Here is a 23,004-nt window from a genome sequence, read left to right as displayed (position 1 = left end):
CAGCATGAACCGGAACAATCCGCATCACATCAAACAGCCTATATCCGAAATGCCAGTACCATTGGAGTTTGATCGAAGCTGGCTTACCCAGCTTGAGTCTCGTTTGGACAAAGGGGGACCTTGGGGAGATTATCGACTCTTTCAATTAGGGATTCAGGCCGAAGAAACGAATCTGATTCCGAACTTTGATGAAATCCAGTGTTTGAAGCATTTACAAGGTCTGACCCCGCTTCCCCACCAGATGGACACTGCGCGTAAAGTATTATTTGAAATGTCTGGCCGAGCCATTCTTGCTGATGAAGTAGGATTGGGTAAAACGATTGAAGCCGGCCTTATCCTCAAAGAATATATGGTTCGTGGTCTCGTATCCAAAGTGCTTATCCTCGTCCCTGCCTCACTTGTACTGCAATGGGTACGAGAGCTGAATTCCAAATTCGGCATTCATGCCGTTGCTCAGAAAAAGGCATACTCTTGGCAAAACGAAGTCGTTGTTGCTTCCATGGACACTGCCAAGCGTGATCCGCACAAAGACATGTTACTGAATATCGATTATGACATGATTATTATTGATGAGGCTCATAAGCTCAAAAACAAGAAAACAACAAACTATCAATTCATGCTGAAATTGCGCAAAAAATACTGTCTACTGCTTACAGCGACCCCCGTACAGAATGATATGAGTGAGCTGTTTAATCTGATTAACCTGCTGAAACCAGGTCAACTTGGTCGTCAAGGTGATTTTGCCGCCAATTTCGTCGTCGATAAAAGGGTTCCGAAGAACCAGGAACAGCTTAAGGATGAATTGTCCAAAGTCATGATTCGCAACCGACGCGGCGAAGGACCTGTTCAGTTTACGAAGAGAAACGTCTCGAACGTCAACCTGCAACTCTCACCCGAAGAACAGGCGCTATATGATGGTGTGACCTCATTTGTAAAAGATCAGTATCAGGAAACAGGTGGCAATCTGAGCAGTATGCTCTCACTCGTTACGTTGCAGCGAGAAGTGTGCAGCAGTAGGGATGCGGTTTTCGTAACACTCGTCAACCTGTCGAAGAAGCTTCCGCTTGACTCGCCTCTTCGGGATACCATCTGGGAACTTGTTGCCCATATCAAAGCAATTAAGGAGAATACCAAAGCTGAGAAAACGATGGAACTAATTCGCAATATGAATGAGAAAGTCATCATTTTCACTGAATACCGGGCAACGCAGGAGTATCTGCTTAATTACTTTCGCAATAATGGACTTACTGCTGTGCCCTACCGAGGCGGCATGAACCGCGGGAAAAAAGACTGGATGATGGATCTCTTCCGCGGACGGGTTCAGGCCATGATTGCAACCGAAGCTGGTGGTGAAGGTATCAACCTGCAATTCTGTCACCATATGATTAACTTCGACTTGCCTTGGAATCCCATGCGGGTGGAGCAACGGATTGGACGGGTACATCGGTTGGGACAGCAAAATGATGTTAATATCTTCAATCTATCCACGACAGGTACCATTGAAGAGCATATTCTGAATCTGCTGCATGAGAAAATCAATATGTTCGAGATGGTCATCGGTGGACTCGATGTTATTCTGGAGCGGCTTGAGAAGAAGGAGTCGATTGAGAAAAGCTTAACCAAAATTTTGCTTGAATCTCAAAATGAAGATGACCTGCGTCGCAAGATGGATTCACTAGGACAATCGTTGAACTCCATCCAGCGCGAGGTCGCAGATGAAGTGCCTCTGATTACCAAGCTCGATCTTCGTAAAGGAGGAAGCTAACCTATGACCATGTCACCGCATGAGATTCAGGCTTATGTACTCACTTATCTTGAAGCCTTGGACTGTCAGATCATAGAGCGTTCTCCCGCCCATGTGACGGTTAAATTGTCCCCCGAAGCTGATAAGGCGCTGACGAATCGACCGTACTATTGGGGATTTGTAGAACGTACAGGTGCACCTGCAGAAACCATGTCATTTACTTTTGTATTTGACCCGGAAGTTTACAAACAAGCGATCGAGGCAGCGGAAGCCTCTGCAGCCCAATCGAATCCTCAAGTTGGATCTGGTACAGCCAGTGGCGGAGCCAGTACAAGTCCCCCAGGTGCTGAACCGGCTAAAGAAACCATTCTGGGGCGTTACTTCGGCATCACCCCTTCCCTACCGCAACTGGGGCCAGGACGGATTTTACGTGAAGATGTCGTTTACGGCAGTCGCCGACTTCAGCAAATTTTTGATGCGGCACGTGAAGGCGGGGCTTTCGTTAACCTGTTCGAACAGGCAGCCAAACGGCAGTTGCGAGCTACAGCGCCAGCCGTCTATGAGCCTTGGCTTGGTGTTTGCTTCAAGGTGGAATTCGCCTGTGATCTGAAACGGGAGGAGCTTCATTTTCTCGGCATTTCTCTTCGCTCGGGTGAGATTATTGAGCAATTTGGGACAAAGCTTAACCGACGTGACCTTAGCCCACGATTGGCAGAGAACATGCATGCGCAGGCGGCTAAAATTTCATTATCTGCTGCCGGAGCAGCGCTAGAATCCCATCTCACCAACCGTCTGCTTCAGCTTGATTACGGTTGGGCAGAACAGGCCAAAGAACGGTTAGCCCTGGAGCTTGACGTCGTAGATACGTACTACGAAGCAGTACTGCGTGAGGACATGCCTGAAATAGAAACGAAGAGCACTCCTGACGCTAACATTCAACATATCTCTTCAGTACCCAAGCCTTCCCCTTCACGCACAGCTGTAACAACCAATTTTATGGAGACAAATAATCGTGTTCGAGAGGATGTAGAACTGGCAGCAGAGCCAGCTATTCCGTTAGTAACCGAAGCAGATCCGGAGCAAGAAAAAGCAAAACAGGCGGTTATGGATCGTGAGGCGATGAAATTGCAATATGAGACACGCCGAACTGAAATGATCTGGCAATATGAACCCAAGGTGAAGGTTACCGCTATCAGCAGCGGCATGTTTCACTTAAGATAGACGAAGACACTACTTTTCCTGCAAATGCTGGCAAAAGTAGTGTTTATTCATAACGAGTTGCCCGACAGGTTACAGCAACCTTTGCATAACTTGTCCCCTAGAATGAATACTAACGTCGCTCACGTAACCAATATGTCGTAGATACGTTTGATTCAAAGTATCCCGGAGAAGAAGGTGTTTATTTGGAACGAAACGCTACGCAATGGATTCTACTATGGAGAATAGCCTTGATCACTCTAGCTGTGCTCAGTTGTGCAGCCTTATCTACCTTCTGGTCGATTGCAAGTGCCGAGGATCAAAGCGTTCCTCCACTTCCACTTACGTCATTCAATGATCTCGAAGAAAGCACTGCTCTCCAGCATGACAAGTTCGCTCCTGTGGCTGTACAGGAGTTTGCTCATCAGCACGCTCTCTTACTTAGTTCCGCTCACGGAGAATCCAATTGGAAAAAGGCAGAACTAAGTTTTACTCCACTTGGCCCAGGTACGCATAGCTGGCTCGTGCAGGCTACTTTTGAAGAGAAAATAATTGGTTATATGATTATTTCAGCAACAGATCAGGGAGAATTAATGCTCAGCGAGTACGGGTTAGGAGGACAGTCTCCCTATGATCGCGAGCTGTTAAGTAAGGCGTTAGAACGACAGCATCTGAGCCTTACGATGATTCATGCCAATGGAGGAGAACTTCAGCCTCGTTATGCTCTTCCTCTACTCGCTTACTGGAAGGTAGAACGACCGAACCATCAAGCGCTTTATATCGATGCTACGAATGGTGACCTATTGCCCTCAGCGACAGTGAAACAGATCGAGACTGCTCTCAATCCAATGGTATTCAGTGTTACTGATGCTTCCGCGAATTCATCCTGGCTTGTCGATTCTGTTCATATGCGACCTACCTTTAATCCGATGGACAACCTGTTATGGATCACCTCCAAACCTGTGAAGCTCACCCGTGTACAAGACTGGACTCAGCTTCATAAGGAGTCTGGAATTATTTATTCAGCGAATGATCGTAATGTTTTCTATGGTGGCCCATTACCTATTGGTGGTTATCAATTGTGGCATAACAGTACTACATTTCAATCCATCCTCTATATAGCCATTGGTGGACATACTTCCACGCAACGATTCGTACCATTGGACACGTTACTGAAAGACGGGCAATTCTACGTCACTAATCCCTGAAATGATTGATTTATAGAGGTTGTTCAAAAAGTCCGCTTTTGATTACGAAGGATGCGCAAGCGGCATCTCAGCTTCGAATATGGGATTCAGCCGAAATGTCCGTTGCTCACGTAGCTTAATCTACGCTCCGCTACTCCATTTCTATCTTCATCCCATCTTCTTGGTACTGAAAACCACCCTTTTTGAACACTCACTTATAATACTTTCCATACAAAATAGACGCCTTTCCTGACCATACAGGAACAGCGTCTATTTTAGTTGGTGAGTCTCTTTGTAGATACAGGATTTCCAGCCATCTATTCCTTGTCTGAAGAGCTTCGTTTACCCAATTTCGAATCGCCCGCTCTTCCCTTCTTGCCAACCCACAACGACACGGCAAACGGAATCATGCCAAACCACTTCATCGCCCATGGCTCCTTCTGTTTGGTACGTCCTTTTCGCTCATCCTTTGGAGTATCAATATAATGAACCACACGTTGTGTTATATATTTTACCAATTCATCACTTTTGGCCATAACCTCTGCCTCCCTGGCTCCGTCACATAACGAAGCTTACGATAAATCTATTGTGCTCAGGAAGTGTTCTGGCTAAACATTTTTGTCTTGGAAGTGTATGAAAATCTACAGAATGCACAGTCTAATTCCAAAGGTATCCATGACATCCCAAATCTACATCAACCACCTAGATCATGAAGGAGTGTATGTTCCATGTATAAGGTACTGCTTGCTTCGACCGCCTTGTTAGGTAGCTTGTTATGTCTTCCGGTTCTTCCACTTGCTCAGGGACAGACTCCCCATCAAGTTGAATCTGTTGAGTCATTTCAAGCAAGCCCCTCAACGAACAGTCCGTCCATGCTACCAATAATCGACGGTGAAGCTTACCGTTCCAGCCATCATGCCTTTGCAGCACCCGTTATTCTACTTGATGTAGGTCACGGGGGGATTGATGGAGGAACGACAGCCCAAGGCGTGCTGGAGAAGGACATTAACTTAGCTATAAGTCAAAAAGTTTATCTTCTCTTGCGGAGCAAGGGTTACGCGGTTATCATTAACCGACTTGGTGATTACGCGCTCAGTGATGATAACCGCTGGCTTAACAGCCGCTCCAGGCATCGCCGAGATTTAGCACAACGCAAAAGCCTTAGCGAAGAAGTGAGTACAGATATTGTTGTCAGTATTCATGCCAATTGGAGTGCAAAATCCACTTCCCATGGCCCTGTAGTTTTGCACCAAAAGGAAGGTAGGAGTTACCTATTGGCACAATCGATCCAAAATGCCATGAATGACTTGTATGGAACTAAACGGGAAGTGGTGTGGGGTAAACCCTTTTATTTGTTGAATTATGTGAAGCATCCAGCAGTCATTGTAGAAACCGGATTTTTGAGTAATGCGGCAGACCGAGCCAGAATTACTGATCCAGGCGAGCAAAAGCGCATAGCCGAATCCATCGCAAATGGCATTATTTATTATCTGTCGGTAGTGTAGGAGCAGTATGCCAATCCCACACCTCCCGCACCAGATCACCAACGCCAACGAATTCGATCTGCCCCTTAAGATGCGCGACTGATTCACGAATAACAGATGATGTATTTAACCCGGTGTGACCAACATGGCCGATAACTACACAGCTTTTCTTGTCCATGGCATGCTTAGCGGCCAGTTCCATTTGCTTGCGGATATGCGGCTTAGAGTTCTGGTCGTCTAAGAAGATGTCATTACCGATCGGAGGCATATTTTTGGACGAGGCTATCTCCCCGACAACCGAGCGAAAATTGGTTCTGCTATCTACAAAAAAAAGTCCCCGCTCCCGGCATACATCCAGCACAATCGACATAATCCGTTTGTCTGAAGTAATCTTAGAGCCCATATGATTGTTCATGCCAATGGCGTACGGGACATCATCAATCGCTTTTTCCACGCGTACGCGAACTTCTTCATCTGTCAAGTTGGACGTAATCGCTCCTGGGCCAAGCCACTCTGGTCTGCCTTTCTTGGGCTCCATTGGCATGTGTACGATCACATCCATGCCTTTCTCATGTGCGGCAATGGCATCCTTTTGAGTTGTTGGCAGAAAAGGCATTACCGCAACCGTCAACTTAATGGGCATCTCCAAAATCTCTGCGGTTCCCTTCATATCGTTACCAACATCGTCAATAATGATGGCCATACGATTAGGACCGACAGCGGGTTGAGTATCCTGGTTCGACTGTGTTTGAGTATTCACCTTACCAACTTCTCTTTTCATCTCAGATGCTGCGGTTATCCCCCCACCTGTCAGACTCCCCACATTAATAAGTAGCAAAAGAATAAGGAACCCCGCTATTCGTGTGTATCTCTTGCTTTTTGTTTGGTTTTCCATGCTGATTCCCTCCTTAGATCTGTGTTCTCATTGTTTGATATTGTAGGGTGTTCTATGTAAGAAATGGGCTGACAAGCCTAAAGGAAAATTTGTATATCCAAAAGGCACCAACACAGGAATACATCTCTTAAGTAATTTACTTGTCGCATGAGATTCTGAATTTAGGATAAAAATGTCATGGTTTCTCGTTAAAATGAGATGAATTAGTAAAAGACCTGAAATTTGTCAGGTATTCAGTTCAACAATATTTTATTAAAATAAACAAAAGAAAGAATAAATTGATTTTCTTTCCTTTTATTCCCGAAAGGAGGTTGTGTAAGGGCTTACATCACAGTCTATTAAAGTACTATTTCATTGATTTAGCAGTTCTCAGAATAACCATTTCGAGGAGGATGATCGCAGTGAAATTTAAACTAAAAAAGACCTTTAACGTTTTACTCGCCTGTTTAACGGCTCTGCCACTGATGTTAACGCCCACACAAGCTTCAGCAGCAAGTGATGCCACCATCAATTTATCCTCGGAGAAGCAGCTCATCAAGGGCTTTGGAGGAATTAATCACCCGGTTTGGATCGGTGACTTGACACCTGCTCAACGTGACACAGCCTTTGGCAACGGGCAAAATCAATTGGGCTTCTCCATTCTGAGGATCAGTGTCGATCCGAATCGAAGTAATTGGTCGAGAGAAATAGATACCGCCAAAAGAGCAATAGAGCAAGGCGCTCTAGTATTTGCCTCTCCTTGGAATCCGCCAAGTGATATGGTCGAGACGTTCAACCGGAATGGCGACACCAATGCTAAACGTCTGAGATATGACAAATATGCTGCGTACGCTCAGCATCTGAATGACTTTGTTACGTACATGAGAGACAATGGTGTCAACCTGTATGCGATCTCGGTACAAAATGAACCGGATTACGCGCATGATTGGACCTGGTGGACACCACAGGAGATCCTTCGTTTCATGAAAGAAAATGCAGGATCGATCCAGAACACCAAAGTCATGGCTCCAGAGTCCTTTCAATACCTAAAAAACATATCTGACCCAATCCTGAATGATCCACAAGCGCTTGCTAATATGGACATTCTAGGAGCGCATTTATATGGTACTCAAGTCAATAATTTTGCATACCCTCTCTTCAAGCAAAAAGGTGCCGGCAAAGAACTGTGGATGACGGAAGTTTATTATCCAAACAGTGATAACAATTCTGCTGACCGCTGGCCAGAAGCATTGGAAGTCTCCCATCACATGCACAATGCAATGGTAGAGGCAGATTTTCAAGCATATGTATGGTGGTACATCCGTAGACAGTACGGACCGATGAAAGAGGATGGCACGATTAGCAAACGCGGTTATAATATGGCTCATTTCTCCAAATTTGTACGTCCAGGCTATCTGCGAGTGGATGCAACGAAAAACCCGGATACCAATACGTTTGTATCTGCTTACAAAGGAGATAACAAGGTCGTCGTTGTAGCGATTAACAAAGGAACCTCTGCGACCAGTCAGCGATTTGTCCTGCAAAATGGTAACGCGTCTACTGTATCCTCATGGGTAACGGATAGCAGCCGTAACCTGGCTAGCGGAGCACCGATCAATGTGTCTAATGGTGCATTTACTGCACAGCTTCCTGCCCAAAGTGTAACCACATTTGTAGCGGATATCACCGGATCAGGTAGTGGTAACACAAGTGGCACAACGTATGAAGCTGAAACGGGAACTACGCTAACTGATGCTCTAATTGAAACAATCTACCCTGGTTACACAGGCTCTGGCTATGTTAATTTCAACGCATTGACGAATTCTGCCATTGAATGGAGTAACATCAATAATGCTACAAGTGGCACCAAAAACGTAAAGTTTCGTTATGCGTTAGAAAGTGGTACACGTAACCTTGATGTGTTCGTAAACGGCACAAAAGTGATCAGCAATACCCCCTTTTCAGCAACGGGAAGCTGGTCTACGTGGGGTGAGAAAACCATTCAAGTACCCATGAATTCAGGCTCGAATACCATAAAAATCGTAACGACAGGCACCGAGGGGCCAAATATCGATAATATTACAGTTACGGCATCATAATACGGGTTTGGATCAACTTATGTGGCAAAAAATTGCCCAACCCTCCATTTTGATCGATGGTTGTTGGAAGCGATAATGAATGGACAAGCTGTGAGAGCATATCAGTCCGTAAATAAAAAATAAAAAAAGGTTCCCCGCTAGACGAATGTCTAACAGGGAACCTTTTTATTCGATGCGGTCGAGAGGACTCGAACCTCCACGGGGGGTTAGCCCACACGGACCTGAACCGTGCGCGTCTGCCAATTCCGCCACGACCGCATATGATGATCTCCGTGACTATGTATCTCGGCGACAAAAAATAATATATCACGCAAGCACTTACATGTCAACATGAAATGCTCATAAAGAAGCCCGGTCCAGATATTCCACTCCGGATCGGGCTTCTCGTGATTGGGATCTCAGCACTAATTCGTGCCCGTTTAGAAGTTAAAGCAAGTTACAGCTTGGATGGCCAGTTGCCATACCATGCATAACCGCCTCTTCTTTCTTTGTCAATATCGCTTAATTTATATTTTACGATACCGTCACGACCGATAAAGATCGGTTTATCCGTTCCGACTTCATAGAAACGAGCCCAGATCGGTGCAGCTTTGGAGTCAGCGATGATTTTGCTGTCTCCATTAGCTCTCTCATACCTGTAACCTGTAATTTTCACCTTGTTAAACCAAGCTTCTGCTCCCTTGATGGATGCAGTAATTTTGGCGTTGGAAGGTCTCGTTTTCAGGAATTTGACAATTGTTACACTCTCTCCAGCAGTTAATGATGGCACTTCATAGATTCTTGCACCTGCAGGCTTGAGTGTGCTGGAATCATGTTGTTGTCCCCACGCTGTCAGCTTGCCACCTGAAACTACCTGAGTGTTCAAAATAGCATCTACACCTTTAGCAACCGCATTTTTACTACGATTAGCTAGATTGCTGTCGATAAACGAGAAGTCACCTTTGCGTGTCGCTACTTCATCCAGCATGTACATTACATTAATCATTGCATCATCATTATAAGTGATATGTTTATGATAACCGGAACTTTGATAAACTTGAGGCCATCCACCATTGGAATACTGCATATTCAGCAAAAAATTAATGCCTTTAATCGCCGCAGCAGAATAACGTGGGTCGTTTGTCTTTTTAAACTCTTTGGCTAATCTTCTAATTTCTGAGTATGTAGCTTTATTATCGATTGTAGATTTCGCCCACTCACCCGTTGTTTGCTTATATTCTTTTCTCCAGCCACCGTCCGCTTGTTGGTTCTTCAAGATATCAGATATACTTGCTGTCGTTCCTGAAGCATCAGCAGCAGATACAGTGTTAACGGGTTGGATTACCATACCTACCGCAGAAAATACCATCGAAAACGCCAACACTAATGTGACTAACTTTGTTTTTGTACTCAAAATGATTACACACTCCCTATAATTAGAATCATTCATTTTCCATCATTCTACTTACTTCTCACCTTCTAATTACACGACCATCCACCACCACCTTAATTTGAATTAAAATATAACTACTATATTTTTATCCAATATGTGGATTGGATAGAACGATCTTATGCAAAAAAAATATCTTTGTCAATTAATGCAACATCTTGTAACATTCCTCGATTATTGTATCTATGAGAATAGTTCAAACTGCACATGACAAAGTTCGAATGATATACAACCCCGTTTGGATTTGAAACACATATTACTTTTTTGTAATCAGTTGCATCTTTATTTCGTGTTTCTTCTTCATAAAAATCGATAGTTCCGTTAACATTGGGCGATAAAGAAGGTATTAAGAAGGGTTTGACATTTACGCATATATGCAATATAGTTTCAAAAGGTTACAAAAACTTAATTATTCAATTGCCGAGTTTCATGTTTGAAAACGGGGGAACCATTTTGGGTGAATTATTCTTATACATAGGAAATATAGGGAACCTTCTACCGAACCCTTAGCTAACTCCGTAGGCAACGAAGGGAGAACATTGATTTTGAAAAAACTTATCATCTCCATTTTTGGAGCAGCAGTACTATTTACTTCAGGTGCAACAAGTACAGAGGCAAGCACAATCAATACAGTTGTTAATAACATGACAGGCATTCCGTACAAATGGGGCGGTACAACCATGGCCGGCTTCGATTGTTCTGGATTCATGAGATATCTCTTTGATAAATATAGCATCGATTTACCTCGCACTTCCCAGCAGCAAGCCAAAGCAGGAACACCAGTATCCAAAGCGAACCTTCGCACAGGAGATCTTGTTTTCTTCAACACAATGGGCAATGGCGTTTCACACACAGGCGTTTATATCGGTGACGGCCAATTCGCACATGCTTCAAGCAGCAAAGGGGTCAGCATCACCAAATTGTCCAACCCTTACTTCAAAGACCGTTATGTCACAGCCCGCCGGGTAACTGGGCAGTTTATGTATAATAAAATGATCGGAAAAATATAATAGCATAAAAAAAGATAGGGAACAGCCTCTGGCTGTCCCTTTTTTTATCCATTTTTTGTCTTCAGTTGTTTTTCTGAACCATGTAAAATGTACAGGGAACAGAAAGGAGCCTAAATAATAAATGAAGAAGTTGATGATCGCGTTATGTGTTATTATTTTAGTTTTAACAGGTCTAGGTTGTAGTAGTGAGAGCAAGAAAGATTTCAGAGATGTTTCTTGGGGTACTAAACTCGACAAAGTTATCTCAATGGAGAAAAAGAACGGTAACGCTGGTTATGAAGAAGAAATACATGATGAGCATGAGAAAAGCATTGAATACTCTAATCTGATTGTTCTTGGAAAGAAAGCAGATGCTACATACGTTTTTATTGATTTATTGGATAACGATAGCATTATGGGACTAATGGAAGAAAGTAAGATATTATTTGAGGAATTAGATAACCCTAATACAACAGAAGCAAGAAAAGACGAAATACGCAAGCTAATGGATCAGCGCATGGAAGAAATGCAAAATGCAGCAGATGAATATCCATTAGATGACTTTTTACTTCATGAAGCTTCTTATGATTTCGGCATGTTAAGTAGCAAAGATTCGGACGAACTTCTGGCAGAGCTCACAAGTAAATATGGTGATCCTAAGAGTGAAACATATGCAAACTCCCTTGTTTACCTTTGGGAAAATGATCGCTCAACGATTAAATATTCTCCTGAACGTTACTCCACAATAGACTATACCGCCAAATACTCCATCATGGAACAATTTGCTGATGTAGACAAGTACAATAAGAAATCAAATAGTAAAGAAAGTAAAGATGAACTTTAAAAAAACAAGGTCATGTGCTCTATTAACAAGCACATGACCTTGATACATTTAATTACCTCATTTCACTAGTGCAGTGCCTTCTGTACGCGCATTGCACCCTGAGACAGTGCATGTCCACCGCCTACGGCTCCTGCAACAGCTATAGTCTCCATAATCTCCTGATCGGTAGCGCCCTTTGCACGAGCTTCCTCCACGTGATAGAAGGTGCACACTTCGTTATTGGCAAATAAGCCAATGCCCAAGGCAATTAATTGTTTTGTCTTGGCATCAATGACTCCAGGTTGAAAACATTCTCCGGTAAACTCATGGTAAGACTTCACCACTCCTGGTAACACATCGCTCAATTCACCAATCTGATCTTTATACGCATGAACCTTCTCATTCATCAATGTCATATCATTGCACGCCCTCTCAGAGATAGTTCCTAATTCCTTCACTGTAACTATCCTTTCTCCTGAGCGATTCGATTATGCCTATGGAATGATGGTAAATCCCGTTAACTTTATTCCTGCTCGCTAAGAGGACTCTGGCGCGGCTCGCTGAACAACTGATAGCGATAACTACGATCGAGCTTAACCACACGCCGATTCTGCCGACGAATGAGTACCTGCTCTCCATCCCAAGCAACAACAATTCCTGTTACATCATTGGACTCCAGCTCGTCCCTTACTACTCTAACCTTTTCACCTGACAAACGCAGGGCATCCAGCTCTGTATCACTGATCATGTCTATGGCTCCTATGTTCCAAATTAATTTACAAAAAGAGACCTAAATGACAACTCATTTAGGTCTCACGTGACTGTATTGGACTGTCATGTCATACGAAACGTATGTCCCGACTGAAATTTACCGCTGCGCGTGCTCTTTGCTGTCATTCTTCTCAAACCAAAAATCAAGCACTTTGGCGGACATCACACGTTCTTCAAGGTACTCCACTTGATGCGGTGTAAATTGCTCTTTCCAAGAGAAGGACAACTCTTCACACAAGCCTACAATCGTCAGAAGTTCTGACCAGGCAACATAGCGTTTGTACCAGAAAAATTGAGGATGTTCAATCATATAGGGATAAAGGTCATCGAATTCCGTATGTTTACAATCCAGGGCACGTTCAAAATGAACTTTCGATTCCGCCAGCTTATCAATAAAAAATTGTTCTGTTGCCGCTTGGTTCCCCATGGTGTTGCCTCCTCTCCCTAACATAACCCCATTATAAATGAATTCTGCGGTCATGCAAAGGCATTGTTCAAAAAATAGGCCCTTTTCCTTTAAAATGTCACATTTCGTTATCGTCAAACTGAATGCTTCCATCGTTCAGGGAACGGATACGTACCAGGGCTTCAACAGGAATTCCCTGTTCACGGATGGTTCGTGCTCCTGCTTGAAAACATTTTTCGACCACTACACCGAAGCCAACTAATTCAGCGCCAGAGCGTTCAATAATTTTGATAACGCCCCGAGCTGCATCCCCATTAGCAATAATATCGTCTATGAACAAAATACGATCATTCTCATGAATATATTCGCGAGATACCATAATATCGGTCACAATCCCTTTCGTAAAGGACGGTACACGTTCACAGTAGGCATCAGGATCAGCCAGAAGCGTTTTTTTGCGCCGAGCAAATACAAGAGGTACTCCTAGCTCATGTGCAACAGCAAAAGCAACTGGAATGCCAGAAGACTCCACCGTAATCACGCGTGTCACACCACTTTCACGAAAACGCGAGGCAAACTCACGTCCCATTTCCATTGTCAAACCAGGGTCAATCTGATGATTCAGCAGTCCATCCAATTTAAGCACTTGATCGGAGATGACTACTCCTTCTTCTAAAATACGTCTTTTCAATAATTCCATGATTTGACCTCCCAAGCCTATCCTATGACGTAAAAGTATCATAGATATGACTGTCAATTCAAGCGAAATCAGCTTTATTGTTACTCTGCCTTACAATTGATGCTTAAAGAATGAGCTCATAGTCATGAGTTTCTAGGGTCAAGCATACCTTGTACCATGGCACCCGCATGTCCAAACTATTCAGGTGCCTGAGAGGGGAAACGCATGAAACAGGCATTTCGGGTGCTGCAGATCGCATTTACATACATTGGAACGGTGGTAGGTGCCGGCTTTGCAACAGGTCAGGAGATCCTGCAGTTTTTCACCCAGTATGGCAAATGGGCAACGCTCACCATCGGCCTATCCACCATACTTTTTGTCTGGCTAGGCACCAAAATGATGCTCATTGCTCACGATACAGGCTCCCGCTCCTACGAAGATCTTAATAAGCATTTATTCGGCCACAAGGCAGGCAGATGGATCACTTGGATTACCCTTCTCATTCTCATTGGAGTGAACAGCGTCATGTTGGCCGGAGCAGGCTCCGTCTTTGTTGAACATCTCGGCATGCATTACCAGACTGGGTTGCTTGTTACGCTTGTCGGTACTTATCTTCTTCTGGGACGAGGTATCCGAGCCATTATGCAGATGAATAGTATCGTTGTGCCCATGATGCTGCTGCTCTCGCTGCTTATGATTACCAGCACACTCCATCAACCTGGTGCTTCTAGATTTATCACGTTAACGACCGATAAAAGTCTGATACACGTATGGCTATCCCCACTCTTGTACACATCATTTAATCTGGTATTAGCCCAAGCTGTACTCGTACCTTTAGGTAACCAGATTCATAGTCGAAACATGCTAAAGTGGGGCGGCGTACTAGGCGGAATTGGAGTTGGCTTTATGCTGCTCGCAGCTCATTTTGCGATGTCTGCACAAATGCCGGGAATAACACAATTTGAAATTCCGATGGGCAGCATTGCCTTTCAGCTTGGTTGGATGGTTCAGTCCGTTTATGTATCCCTGATTTTCATGGAAATATTCAGCACCTTTGTAGCGGATATTTATGGAATGACACTGCAGGTTAGACAACACGTTCGTTTACATCCGCGGGTCATTATGCTGGTTATTATGTTGTTGTGTTACTCACTTAGTCAATTTGGCTTCAGCTCCCTATTATCTATTCTTTACCCCATTTTCGGATGTTTGGCACTCATCTGGGCTAGTAAATTAATTATGGATCGATGGGGCAGCTTTCGAGGAACAAAAGAAAAATATTAGTTCACTTTGTGACAATGTGACCTTAACATACCGACTCTAGGTTATTCATTTATTTTAAGAGTCGGTTTTTATTTTTTTTTCGATCGTTTAGTTTTAAAAGGTCAATTCAGCGGCATCGCTGTATTATGAAGAACATTCACAAGCTCCTCCGAGGGCTCTGCGTTTAACTTAAAATAATGAACATACTCTTCTCGATCTACTTGATAGCTTACCTTCACGTACAGATCTGTATAAATCTCCAATGTCTCACGATCTACCTTCGATGGATCTAACAAGAACGCCCTAAATAGGGATGCTCCTGTACTTGTGCCATGTGGTGCAATTGTTGGCAGGTTATCAAAGAGGACATTTGATTCGAAAATGTTGGTTGTACCTATTTTACTCAGCATTTGTGGATGAAGATGAAAGCTCATTTGCAGCTGTTCCATCTCCACTTTGGGTTGTTCAATGAACATTTCGTAAATGATATGCTCCACATTTTCCTTATTACGATAGTTAATCGTAGCTGTAATGTTGAAATGATCGTTCACCACATCAGTTAAAAATACTTCAGGCTGATACGCAATCTTACTTTCCATATCACTTAATTCCTTCGATAGTCCACGATGATTTAGATCAGTGCAGCCAGCAAAGAGAAACAGTATTATAATCGCGCTGGTTATAAGAGGTTTAGCAAATTTCTTCAAACTTCCCTTCTCCTTTCCTACTAATCCAATATTTCATGCATTACACATCTCATTTGTAGTCCTAATTTACATTTCCCTCTCTGATTAAAAGCTCCAATTGCTACTATTCTAACTTAACCAGAAACTAAAAAATGAAAAAAACACAGCATAACCGCTTATGTAACAGCAATTATGTTGTGTTCTTTATTTAATAGGTATGTTCTTCTAAAATATCGTTATCTCATTACGTTAAAGATGATTTCGCAAATTGTAAATACATTTTTTTCAGTTCATTGACCGATCTGCCTAGAGAATAATGCGTCTTCGCCTTCTCGCATGCCGAGCGGGCTAGCTCATAACGATATGCCGGATCGACCATTACCTTCTCTAGAGCTTCTGCAAGCGCAGACGGGTTCTCAGCAGGGACCAGAAGTCCGTTACTGCCATTCTCTATCTGTTCAGGGATTCCCCCGACATCTGTACCAACCAACGCTAGACAGCTCAGTGCAGCCTCTGCAAATACAGATCCAAAGGCCTCCGCACGTGAAGGCAGTACAAAAATATCAAAGAAAGGCATAAATTCCTCAGGATGCAGCGTGTAGCCATAAAATATCGTTTCATTATAGATGCCCAGCCGCTGAGCCAATTCCTCCAGATCCGGACGAATTGGACCATCTCCGATAATATGAAGAACGTAATCCAGCCCTCGCTCCTTAAGTTCCGCACACGCTTTAAACAGAATATCCAGACCTTTGGCCGGAACAAGACGACATACGGTAACTAACTGTGGAATGGCATTGTCATGCGCAATGGGTTTAAACCTTTTTTCATCGAATCCATTCGGTATAATGCTGATCGCATCCGGCTGTTGAACATAAGAGCCCAAATAACGACGGAATGAATCAGACACGGTTAACAACCGTTCTGCCTGATGCTCCAGCTCACGGTAAATCGCTACCAGGAATTGGTGTTCCAATCCATCTGGCTCAATTCGACCATTCAAAATCAGTTCTCGTTCATAACTGGAGTGAACGGTCTGAATGAGGGGTGTATCTGGGAAAACCTTTTTCATCGCAAGACCAGCAATTGGATGATGTGCGTGAATAAGATCATACGGCTTTTGAATCCGTAATTTAGTCCACCATAAGTAATCTCGATAGGTTTGCATATATTTCTGAACGATCGGGCTGTCCTGATACAGCGTCCAATCGAACGTATCAAAAGCTACGTCTTCTCTACCTTTGTTGCGAATACGCTTGGGTAGCGAGAATAGATCCATCTCCCATCGTGGAGTTGTGAACCTCTCTTGCATATACGGTATCATAGAGGATACACCTCCGGGCTGCTCCGGAGGAAAGAATAGCGCCTGCAGCAATTTCACCGTTAGTTTCCCCCTTTCCTGCTTCGATCTTATTGATCCATCTTCAATTATGATATATTAGAACGTATGTTTCAGTAAAGCAATAACTGAACAATTCCTCTCCATTCTTCTTACATTGGGATAACATGTTTGGTCATTTCTCTCTTCATCAGTATACGTTTGTTTTATTTTTCTGTTCGGGTGTGAATGTGATCAAGTACCACCATGAGTGCATGTATCAATACATTGATGACAAAAAAAGTACCAGATTGGTAGAAAAAAGCGCATAATAAGAGCCGGTGAGCTATAATTCACACTCCCGGCTCCACATCATTATTTTTATTCAATACGTAACCCATTTAACATTAATTTGATCCTAATGACTTCTCGTACGTGCTGTATCCTTCGATCTCTCCTACAAATGTGTATCCATGACGAGCGTAAAACGCATTGAGCGTGGCGTTGTCAGCACCACAATCCAATCGCATCGTGTGTTTACCATCAAACTGAATGCCTTGAGTCGCCCAGTCCAATATACTACGTCCAAGACCCGTCTGAGCATATTTTCTGCGAATAGCTAATCGGTGTAAATAAACCGCACCATCCTCCGCATGCGCTCTCCTTCCCCATAACTTAACATCCCAAGCACTTGGTTTGCGCATTAGAATGACCATTCCAGCGACATCAGCGCCTTTTTTGAACACAAAAACATCACCACGCAGAATGGCGCCTACAGTATCATGCGAATCCTCGCCCTCCAGCAAGGCACTCCACTGAGATGAACCTTGACTCTGCAGCCATTCAGCCGTTTCTGTGAGAAGAGCCATTACTGCTTCCGTATCTTCTTGTTCTGCCAATACAGCTCGAAAATCTTCGTTTATAGTGTCTTGAATCATTGTAAATGATTGCTGCATCTTACTCCGCACTCCTTTATCTCTTATGAATAATCGAACTATACCCGGAAATGATTATTTCGTCAAAATTACAAAAAAAAAGTAAAGAGCCTCAGCCCTTTACCTGTCAATCCTCGCTTCATCAATAACCTGATTACGATATAACATCGTCAGATGCAACTTATGGAACTCAAGATCCTTGTCCAGTTCCTTCAAAAGCACTTCAACCAAGCTCTGTCGCTGCACATTGGTACCTGGAATCTGGTAATCCATATATCCAGTCAGATCAGGATGTGAAGTGTCAATCGTAGCCGTTCCTACAGGCAATCCACCACGTTCCTGAAGAAACAATTCGTACTCACGGAACTCTCGATCCTTGCGTACAAGCATGACATAAGAGATGTCCTCCGCATCCTCTTGTTCATCTCGATCTTGTAGCTCATTCGTTCGAGCAACTCCTGATGTATCATAATGAGAGGCATTGGTTAGAACACCAATTGCGTTGTATTCCTCATCATCGTCATCATCATCCCCAGCAAAATCACGGTGTACCCACTCTATCGAATCTAAATGGTTCCCCTGATGCCAATAATGAATCGTGATTGTATCAATCAGCTCTTCATCCAACTCTCGCACAAGTAACTCGGCAGCAATCTCTTGCTGATGTTCATCCGGTTCGTCATACCAGTGAATTTCACCTTGGACATCTGCTCCATACTGTTTCAGTGTAGCTTCGGCAAGTTCCTGACCTTGTACATCGTTGAATACGTACGTCGATATGTTGCGCCCCGCTGTCACTAGCTCCATCTCCAGCAGATGTTCCTGATCTTCATATGTAAAAGATTCATCTTGCGAACCGGGAATGACTTGAATCGCACTCACTGTATCATCATAATCCCTATCACATATGCTCTCATCTTCGTACCATTCCACCTCAACCTCAGTATCTGGTTTCAGCAACACCGAACGTAGTGTTCCACAATTGACTAACACTTCGTAATACTCAGCTTCCACTGCATCAACAAGTGAACGAACATATTCATGTACCTTCTCCATAACGACTTCTTCAGACTCTTCCGTAAGCGATCCACGTTCCAATTGAAGACTTCCCGACAACCGATCTGTCTCTCTATACACGACTAAGAGCGAACCTACATATTGACCATGTACCATAACATCCAGTACTTCGCCGCCTATTGTTCGCAGATTCGGAATGAGCTCCACATGTAGTTCCATGAATCCGTCCTCCTTGGTCTTCTAAGATTATTCTCTTAGGTTACCCAGGAAGACAGTAGATTATCAGATCAAACGTAGAGCTTCCCTGATCGTAAGCTGAACTCGGCTCTATTCACCTAGTACATGTTTACGGATTGAATGCGCTACTCCCTGCTCATTGTTCGAAAGTGTCACTTCATCTGCAGCCGCCTTCACTTCTTCAGGAGAATTGTCCATCGCAATTCCTTTGCCTGCATAGGTTAGCATCGTTAGATCATTATAATAATTGCCTATAGCCATTACCTCAGAGGGTTTAATACCCTTCGATTCAGCTAGTCTTTTCAATGCTGTACCTTTGGTTGCTTCGGGATGCATTAGATCAATGAAAAAATCTCCACTACGTGTCATGTAGTAGGGAAGGTTCCAGTTCCCCCACTCTTGCTGTACTGTGTTCATTTGCTCCAGTGGGCCAAAGGCTGTAAATTTGACAAGCGGTTCACTTAGATCGGCCCATTGGGGCAACTGTTGTGGTTTCATTAGGAAATTGCGGTACATCTCTTGGACTTGCAATCCAAGCCCCTCCGGCTGATCCACATACAATCCAAACGCTGTGTTAATGTCAAAATGGACTCCATTCTCCCGACAATACGTGATGAACGGCTCTAACCCCTGACCCTCCATAGCAAAACGATGAACAATTTCACGAGTGCTTACTTCAGCAGTTACCGCTCCGTTATGTGTTATAACATATCCAGCCAACCCCATCTTCTCCATAAAAGGAATTGTATTGGCTGGTCCTCTGCCTGAGCAAAGTACAATCTCTATCCCTTGTTGAGAAGCACGAATCAAGGTTTCTTGTGTCATCTGGGTTAATTCATGGTGATCATTCAGCAATGTTCCATCTACATCTAGTGCAATTAATTTATATGTCATTATCGTATTCACTCCTTAAGGGGGATCGCACCCACCCAAACCCTCCCTTCCGAGGGAGGGCCCCAGAGGGCTCTGCCCTCTGGACTCCCGTTTGCGGAAGCGACGGTGGGTCGGGTCTTGCTATGTAACGGTTGGTGTGGGAGCGCTTGTCTGCAGGGTCACCGCTAATATAGCGGTGATCCTGCCCAAGCTTACGGGAACCATTTCGGGCAAGGCTACGCCCCTTGCCCGGGGCTCCCTGCTCCGCTTCGCGAAGGGCGGGAGCTTTGCGCCTTTGGCGCTGCGGGCAAGGCTACGCCTCTTGCCCGGGCTCCCTGCTCCGCTTCGCGAAGGGCGGGAGCTTTTGCGCCTTTGGCGCTAGGGGCAAGGCTTCGCCCCTTGCCCGGGGCTCCCTGCTCCGCTTCGCGAAGGGCGGGAGCTTTGCGCCTTTGGCGCTGGGGCAAGGCTTCGCCCCTTGCCCGGGGCTCCCTGCTCCGCTTCGCGAAGGGCGGGAGCTTATTTCCGCAGAATATTCAGCTCTTCTGCGGAAAGTTCGCGGTAGCTGCCGATCGGTAGATCCGCATCGAGCTGCAGGTCACCCATGGCTACGCGTTTAAGGTAGACCACTCGTTTGCCAACAGCCTGAAACATACGTTTTACCTGGTGGAACTTGCCTTCGTGAATGATCAACGATATGGATGAATATACGCCTTCATCCGTCTCTTCGTGGTTCAGAATCGTTAGGTCAGCCGGTAAGGTTTCGTATCCATCATCCAGTTGCACGCCTGCTTTGAATTTCTGGATATCCTCTTCATCCACTCTTCCTAACACACGAGCTTCATACGTCTTCGGCACGTGTTTACGAGGGGACAGAAGATCATGTGCAAGCGGCCCGTCATTGGTTAGGATCAGCAGACCTTCCGTATCTTTATCTAGACGCCCAACCGGGAACGGGTTGAAGACACGATCCTCTTTACGCAGTAAATCTAATACTGTTCGATCTCTGTTATCTTCGGTAGCTGACACAACACCCGGAGGTTTATGCAGCATCAGATAGATCATTTCCCGGTATACGATCCGTTCGCCATCTACCTCGATAACATTTAAGTCTGGATTCACCTGTAATCCGCTATCTTTCACCGCTTTGCCATCCACAAGAATGCGGCCTTGCTTCACTAATTTTTTGAGTTCACTTCGTGTACCCACACCCATATGACTCAAGATCTTGTCCAGACGCAAAGTCTGTTTTCCCTTTCCACTCATACCGATGTCCACCTCCAGCCTGCCGGATATTCATTTTTTAGCACACCATCCAGCCATTTCCCCCATCCAGCGGCATAACCATCAACACACACTAAAGCGTAACCCTTGGCAACTGCTCCCGCCTTAAGCTGAACCCGAGATTCCTCTATATTTAAGGTCTCTCCTTTTAGATACCTCACCGATTCACCATTTGCAGAGTTAAGGTTGATCACTCGCACTGCCTCTGTACCCTGCAGAGCACATGCTAACGGATGAGATGGCACAAAACGCCCATTTTTCACGGTTCCCATGAACCATCCAGGACGGATTACTTTAAGTCCTTCCAGACGTTCAGAACCTACTGCGGATTGATATACACGATCACCGTAATACACCGTTTCTCCGGGAAGCTCTATCTCCAGATGATCTTGTACAAACTGCTTGTAGATGACCTCCGGTTCCACTTGCTCCGGTCCACGACCTTGTCCGCGCCGATCTGACTTGCGTCCGCCACGTTCGTTTCCTTTCACCTGTTTCCCCTTCGATTTGCCCTCGTAGTCCTGCCTAGGCTTATTCTCCCTCGCCTCTGTTCTCAGTAGACGCTCTCGTTTACGATCGGCCTTGCTAAGCGGTACGGACGCTGCAACGAAACGCTCTTGCTCTGAATCGCGTTCATAATCAACTTGCGCTCTCTCTTCTACCGCTCCCTCCGCAGTATCGTGCGCCTCTCTATCCAACATAACTTGTCCAACTGAGGATTGACTCCGATGCTGCAGTACTGCCACATAATGACCTTCCCCTTCTAACAAATGGGGCCATAATCTCGCTGTTCCAGCCACTTGATCCAATACCAATGCTGTCTCCTGCGCTGTTTCTGGCATGGTTTGACGCACCCAATCGGGTCTACCTGGCTGAAAACCTGTTTCCCTAGGGATGTCTTTCACAACAAAATCAGGATTCAGCTTCAGAAACTCTGCAATCATCGCTTCATTTTCTTCTGGTGCAAATGTGCATGTTGAATAAACGATGGTGCCGCCTGGAGCTAACAGTCTTGCAGCCGTCTCTAGAATATCTCGTTGCATCAGAACACACTTATCAATAGAGTGATCCTCCCATGATTTCACCATATCCTCATCCTTGCGGAACATGCCTTCCCCTGAACATGGTGCATCAATCAAGACCTTGTCAAAATAATGCTCAAACGCACCCGCAATGCGCTCTGGAGATTCGTTCAACACCACCGCATTTCGAACCCCGTACAATTCCACGTTCTTGGCAAGCGCCTTCGTTCGTTCAGCATGAATATCATTGGTCACAAGCACACCCTTGCCTTGCAGTTTGGCTGCAATCTGGGTAGATTTCCCCCCTGGCGCAGCACACAGATCCAGCACTCGATCTCCTGGCTGCACGCCTAACAATTCAACAGGTGCCATCGCACTTGGTTCTTGAATGTAATATAGACCCGCATGATAATACGGATGTAATCCCGGCTTCACCCCGTGAGGCACATAAAAACCTGTCCCACACCAAGGAATGGGACGCAAGTCGAATGGAGCAAGCTGCTCGAAAGACTCCATGGATATTTTTAACGTATTCACTCTAAGCCCCGCATGTGGGGACTGATCATATGATGACATAAATTGTTCAAATTCATTGCCAAGCAACGTTTTCATTCGCTCAGTAAATTTCAAAGGTAGCTGTACAGCCATAATTCCACTCATCCTGTTCTGTTAAAATACCAGCATCTCTTA

Annotated in this window: 22 protein-coding genes, 1 tRNA gene and 1 riboswitch; of the genes, 8 read left to right on the top strand and 15 right to left on the bottom strand. The window is 44.6% G+C overall.

What is annotated here, in order from left to right; translation table 11 throughout:
• The first annotated feature begins 4 nt into the window (after positions 1-4).
• The 3 genes from M3636_RS14645 to M3636_RS14635 all read left to right on the top strand — a co-directional run bounded on the left by M3636_RS14645 (position 5) and on the right by M3636_RS14635 (position 4,149).
• Positions 5-1,765: a DEAD/DEAH box helicase gene (locus tag M3636_RS14645; RefSeq protein WP_251382988.1), complete on the top strand. Its 1,761-nt coding sequence runs from the start codon at positions 5-7 to the stop codon at positions 1,763-1,765.
• Between the two features lie 3 nt (positions 1,766-1,768).
• On the top strand, positions 1,769-2,965 hold the full coding sequence (locus M3636_RS14640; RefSeq protein WP_251382987.1) for a YqhG family protein: 1,197 nt from the start codon (positions 1,769-1,771) through the stop codon (positions 2,963-2,965).
• Between the two features lie 182 nt (positions 2,966-3,147).
• Positions 3,148-4,149 (top strand): hypothetical protein, encoded by a 1,002-nt coding sequence (locus M3636_RS14635; protein ID WP_251382986.1) that lies wholly within the window; start codon positions 3,148-3,150, stop codon positions 4,147-4,149.
• 296 nt (positions 4,150-4,445) lie between these two features.
• On the opposite strand, the gene M3636_RS14630 is transcribed toward M3636_RS14635, so the two are convergent.
• On the bottom strand, positions 4,446-4,664 hold the full coding sequence (locus M3636_RS14630; RefSeq protein WP_145410072.1) for a YqzE family protein: 219 nt from the start codon (positions 4,662-4,664) through the stop codon (positions 4,446-4,448).
• Between the two features lie 192 nt (positions 4,665-4,856).
• Here M3636_RS14630 and M3636_RS14625 point away from each other — a divergent pair, with 192 nt between their 5' ends.
• Positions 4,857-5,633 carry an N-acetylmuramoyl-L-alanine amidase family protein gene (locus M3636_RS14625; protein ID WP_251382985.1) on the top strand — a complete coding sequence of 259 codons (777 nt, stop codon included), beginning with the start codon at positions 4,857-4,859 and terminating at the stop codon, positions 5,631-5,633.
• Here the strand turns inward: M3636_RS14625 and M3636_RS14620 are convergent.
• A complete protein-coding gene (locus M3636_RS14620) occupies positions 5,608-6,507 on the bottom strand; it encodes a divergent polysaccharide deacetylase family protein (protein ID WP_251382984.1) in 900 nt (299 codons plus the stop codon). The genes M3636_RS14625 and M3636_RS14620 overlap by 26 nt on opposite strands.
• A gap of 392 nt (positions 6,508-6,899) precedes the next feature.
• Between M3636_RS14620 and xynC the strand changes: the two genes are divergently transcribed.
• A complete protein-coding gene (gene xynC / locus M3636_RS14615; RefSeq protein WP_128101286.1) occupies positions 6,900-8,585 on the top strand; it encodes a glucuronoarabinoxylan endo-1,4-beta-xylanase XynC in 1,686 nt (561 codons plus the stop codon).
• Positions 8,586-8,758: 173 nt separating this feature from the next.
• On the opposite strand, the gene M3636_RS14605 is transcribed toward xynC, so the two are convergent.
• Together M3636_RS14605 and pelA are read right to left on the bottom strand one after the other, a co-directional pair.
• Positions 8,759-8,843 (bottom strand) — tRNA-Leu (locus M3636_RS14605).
• Positions 8,844-9,021: 178 nt separating this feature from the next.
• Positions 9,022-9,978 carry a pectate lyase gene (pelA, locus tag M3636_RS14600; protein WP_251382983.1) on the bottom strand — a complete coding sequence of 319 codons (957 nt, stop codon included), beginning with the start codon at positions 9,976-9,978 and terminating at the stop codon, positions 9,022-9,024.
• Between the two features lie 444 nt (positions 9,979-10,422).
• A riboswitch (cyclic di-AMP (ydaO/yuaA leader) is annotated at positions 10,423-10,554 on the top strand.
• A gap of 5 nt (positions 10,555-10,559) precedes the next feature.
• On the opposite strand from pelA, the gene M3636_RS14595 reads away from it, so the two are divergent.
• Positions 10,560-11,024: a C40 family peptidase gene (locus tag M3636_RS14595; protein WP_251382982.1), complete on the top strand. Its 465-nt coding sequence runs from the start codon at positions 10,560-10,562 to the stop codon at positions 11,022-11,024.
• A gap of 121 nt (positions 11,025-11,145) precedes the next feature.
• Complete coding sequence (locus M3636_RS14590; RefSeq protein ID WP_251382981.1) at positions 11,146-11,847, top strand: hypothetical protein; 702 nt, start codon at positions 11,146-11,148, stop codon at positions 11,845-11,847.
• Positions 11,848-11,912: 65 nt separating this feature from the next.
• Here the strand turns inward: M3636_RS14590 and M3636_RS14585 are convergent, their stop codons facing one another.
• The 4 genes from M3636_RS14585 to M3636_RS14570 form a co-directional block, all read right to left on the bottom strand.
• The gene (locus M3636_RS14585) at positions 11,913-12,242 is read right to left on the bottom strand and encodes a carboxymuconolactone decarboxylase family protein (protein ID WP_251382980.1); all 330 of its coding nucleotides are present in this window, start codon (positions 12,240-12,242) and stop codon (positions 11,913-11,915) included.
• 107 nt (positions 12,243-12,349) lie between these two features.
• Positions 12,350-12,574 (bottom strand): hypothetical protein, encoded by a 225-nt coding sequence (locus M3636_RS14580; RefSeq protein WP_145410068.1) that lies wholly within the window; start codon positions 12,572-12,574, stop codon positions 12,350-12,352.
• A gap of 120 nt (positions 12,575-12,694) precedes the next feature.
• Positions 12,695-13,024: a hypothetical protein gene (locus M3636_RS14575; RefSeq protein ID WP_128101282.1), complete on the bottom strand. Its 330-nt coding sequence runs from the start codon at positions 13,022-13,024 to the stop codon at positions 12,695-12,697.
• 97 nt (positions 13,025-13,121) lie between these two features.
• Entirely contained in the window at positions 13,122-13,703 is a 582-nt protein-coding gene (locus M3636_RS14570) for a xanthine phosphoribosyltransferase (RefSeq protein WP_145410067.1), read from the bottom strand.
• Positions 13,704-13,907: 204 nt separating this feature from the next.
• Between M3636_RS14570 and M3636_RS14565 the strand changes: the two genes are divergently transcribed.
• Positions 13,908-14,966 (top strand): YkvI family membrane protein, encoded by a 1,059-nt coding sequence (locus M3636_RS14565; protein ID WP_251382979.1) that lies wholly within the window; start codon positions 13,908-13,910, stop codon positions 14,964-14,966.
• Positions 14,967-15,067: 101 nt separating this feature from the next.
• Here M3636_RS14565 and M3636_RS14560 read toward each other — a convergent pair whose 3' ends face one another.
• From M3636_RS14560 to M3636_RS14530, 7 genes are all read right to left on the bottom strand, one after another.
• Complete coding sequence (locus tag M3636_RS14560; protein ID WP_251382978.1) at positions 15,068-15,544, bottom strand: hypothetical protein; 477 nt, start codon at positions 15,542-15,544, stop codon at positions 15,068-15,070.
• 331 nt (positions 15,545-15,875) lie between these two features.
• Positions 15,876-17,012, bottom strand: coding sequence for a glycosyltransferase family 4 protein (locus M3636_RS14555; protein WP_251382977.1), 1,137 nt, complete (start codon positions 17,010-17,012; stop codon positions 15,876-15,878).
• A gap of 344 nt (positions 17,013-17,356) precedes the next feature.
• Positions 17,357-17,905: a GNAT family N-acetyltransferase gene (locus tag M3636_RS14550; RefSeq protein WP_251382976.1), complete on the bottom strand. Its 549-nt coding sequence runs from the start codon at positions 17,903-17,905 to the stop codon at positions 17,357-17,359.
• Positions 17,906-18,004: 99 nt separating this feature from the next.
• Positions 18,005-19,120 carry a hypothetical protein gene (locus tag M3636_RS14545; protein ID WP_251382975.1) on the bottom strand — a complete coding sequence of 372 codons (1,116 nt, stop codon included), beginning with the start codon at positions 19,118-19,120 and terminating at the stop codon, positions 18,005-18,007.
• Between the two features lie 108 nt (positions 19,121-19,228).
• On the bottom strand, positions 19,229-20,032 hold the full coding sequence (locus M3636_RS14540; RefSeq protein ID WP_128101276.1) for a Cof-type HAD-IIB family hydrolase: 804 nt from the start codon (positions 20,030-20,032) through the stop codon (positions 19,229-19,231).
• Positions 20,033-20,527: 495 nt separating this feature from the next.
• Entirely contained in the window at positions 20,528-21,274 is a 747-nt protein-coding gene (locus M3636_RS14535; RefSeq protein WP_251382974.1) for a pseudouridine synthase, read from the bottom strand.
• Positions 21,271-22,962, bottom strand: coding sequence for an RsmF rRNA methyltransferase first C-terminal domain-containing protein (locus M3636_RS14530; protein WP_251382973.1), 1,692 nt, complete (start codon positions 22,960-22,962; stop codon positions 21,271-21,273). Before M3636_RS14530 ends, M3636_RS14535 begins: the two co-directional genes overlap by 4 nt.
• Positions 22,963-23,004 lie beyond the last annotated feature (42 nt).

Source organism: Paenibacillus sp. MER 99-2 (assembly GCF_023714095.1).
GTDB lineage: Bacteria > Bacillota > Bacilli > Paenibacillales > Paenibacillaceae > Paenibacillus.
Note: the sequence above shows the minus strand (reverse complement) of the source record. Positions and strands in the feature narration are given on the sequence as shown.

Excerpts from the sequence above, each read along its gene's own strand:
- M3636_RS14645 (WP_251382988.1), top strand. The coding sequence starts at position 5 with ATGAACCGGAACAATCCGCATCACATCAAACAGCCTATATCCGAAATG.
- M3636_RS14640 (WP_251382987.1), top strand. The coding sequence starts at position 1,769 with ATGACCATGTCACCGCATGAGATTCAGGCTTATGTACTCACTTATCTT.
- M3636_RS14630 (WP_145410072.1), bottom strand. The coding sequence starts at position 4,664 with ATGGCCAAAAGTGATGAATTGGTAAAATATATAACACAACGTGTGGTT.
- M3636_RS14625 (WP_251382985.1), top strand. The coding sequence starts at position 4,857 with ATGTATAAGGTACTGCTTGCTTCGACCGCCTTGTTAGGTAGCTTGTTA.
- M3636_RS14620 (WP_251382984.1), bottom strand. The coding sequence starts at position 6,507 with ATGGAAAACCAAACAAAAAGCAAGAGATACACACGAATAGCGGGGTTC.
- xynC (WP_128101286.1), top strand. The coding sequence starts at position 6,900 with ATGATCGCAGTGAAATTTAAACTAAAAAAGACCTTTAACGTTTTACTC.
- M3636_RS14590 (WP_251382981.1), top strand. The coding sequence starts at position 11,146 with ATGAAGAAGTTGATGATCGCGTTATGTGTTATTATTTTAGTTTTAACA.
- M3636_RS14585 (WP_251382980.1), bottom strand. The coding sequence starts at position 12,242 with ATGACATTGATGAATGAGAAGGTTCATGCGTATAAAGATCAGATTGGT.
- M3636_RS14580 (WP_145410068.1), bottom strand. The coding sequence starts at position 12,574 with ATGATCAGTGATACAGAGCTGGATGCCCTGCGTTTGTCAGGTGAAAAG.
- M3636_RS14575 (WP_128101282.1), bottom strand. The coding sequence starts at position 13,024 with ATGGGGAACCAAGCGGCAACAGAACAATTTTTTATTGATAAGCTGGCG.
- M3636_RS14570 (WP_145410067.1), bottom strand. The coding sequence starts at position 13,703 with ATGGAATTATTGAAAAGACGTATTTTAGAAGAAGGAGTAGTCATCTCC.
- M3636_RS14565 (WP_251382979.1), top strand. The coding sequence starts at position 13,908 with ATGAAACAGGCATTTCGGGTGCTGCAGATCGCATTTACATACATTGGA.
- M3636_RS14560 (WP_251382978.1), bottom strand. The coding sequence starts at position 15,544 with ATGGAAAGTAAGATTGCGTATCAGCCTGAAGTATTTTTAACTGATGTG.
- M3636_RS14550 (WP_251382976.1), bottom strand. The coding sequence starts at position 17,905 with ATGCAGCAATCATTTACAATGATTCAAGACACTATAAACGAAGATTTT.
- M3636_RS14545 (WP_251382975.1), bottom strand. The coding sequence starts at position 19,120 with ATGGAACTACATGTGGAGCTCATTCCGAATCTGCGAACAATAGGCGGC.
- M3636_RS14540 (WP_128101276.1), bottom strand. The coding sequence starts at position 20,032 with ATGACATATAAATTAATTGCACTAGATGTAGATGGAACATTGCTGAAT.
- M3636_RS14535 (WP_251382974.1), bottom strand. The coding sequence starts at position 21,274 with ATGAGTGGAAAGGGAAAACAGACTTTGCGTCTGGACAAGATCTTGAGT.
- M3636_RS14530 (WP_251382973.1), bottom strand. The coding sequence starts at position 22,962 with ATGGCTGTACAGCTACCTTTGAAATTTACTGAGCGAATGAAAACGTTG.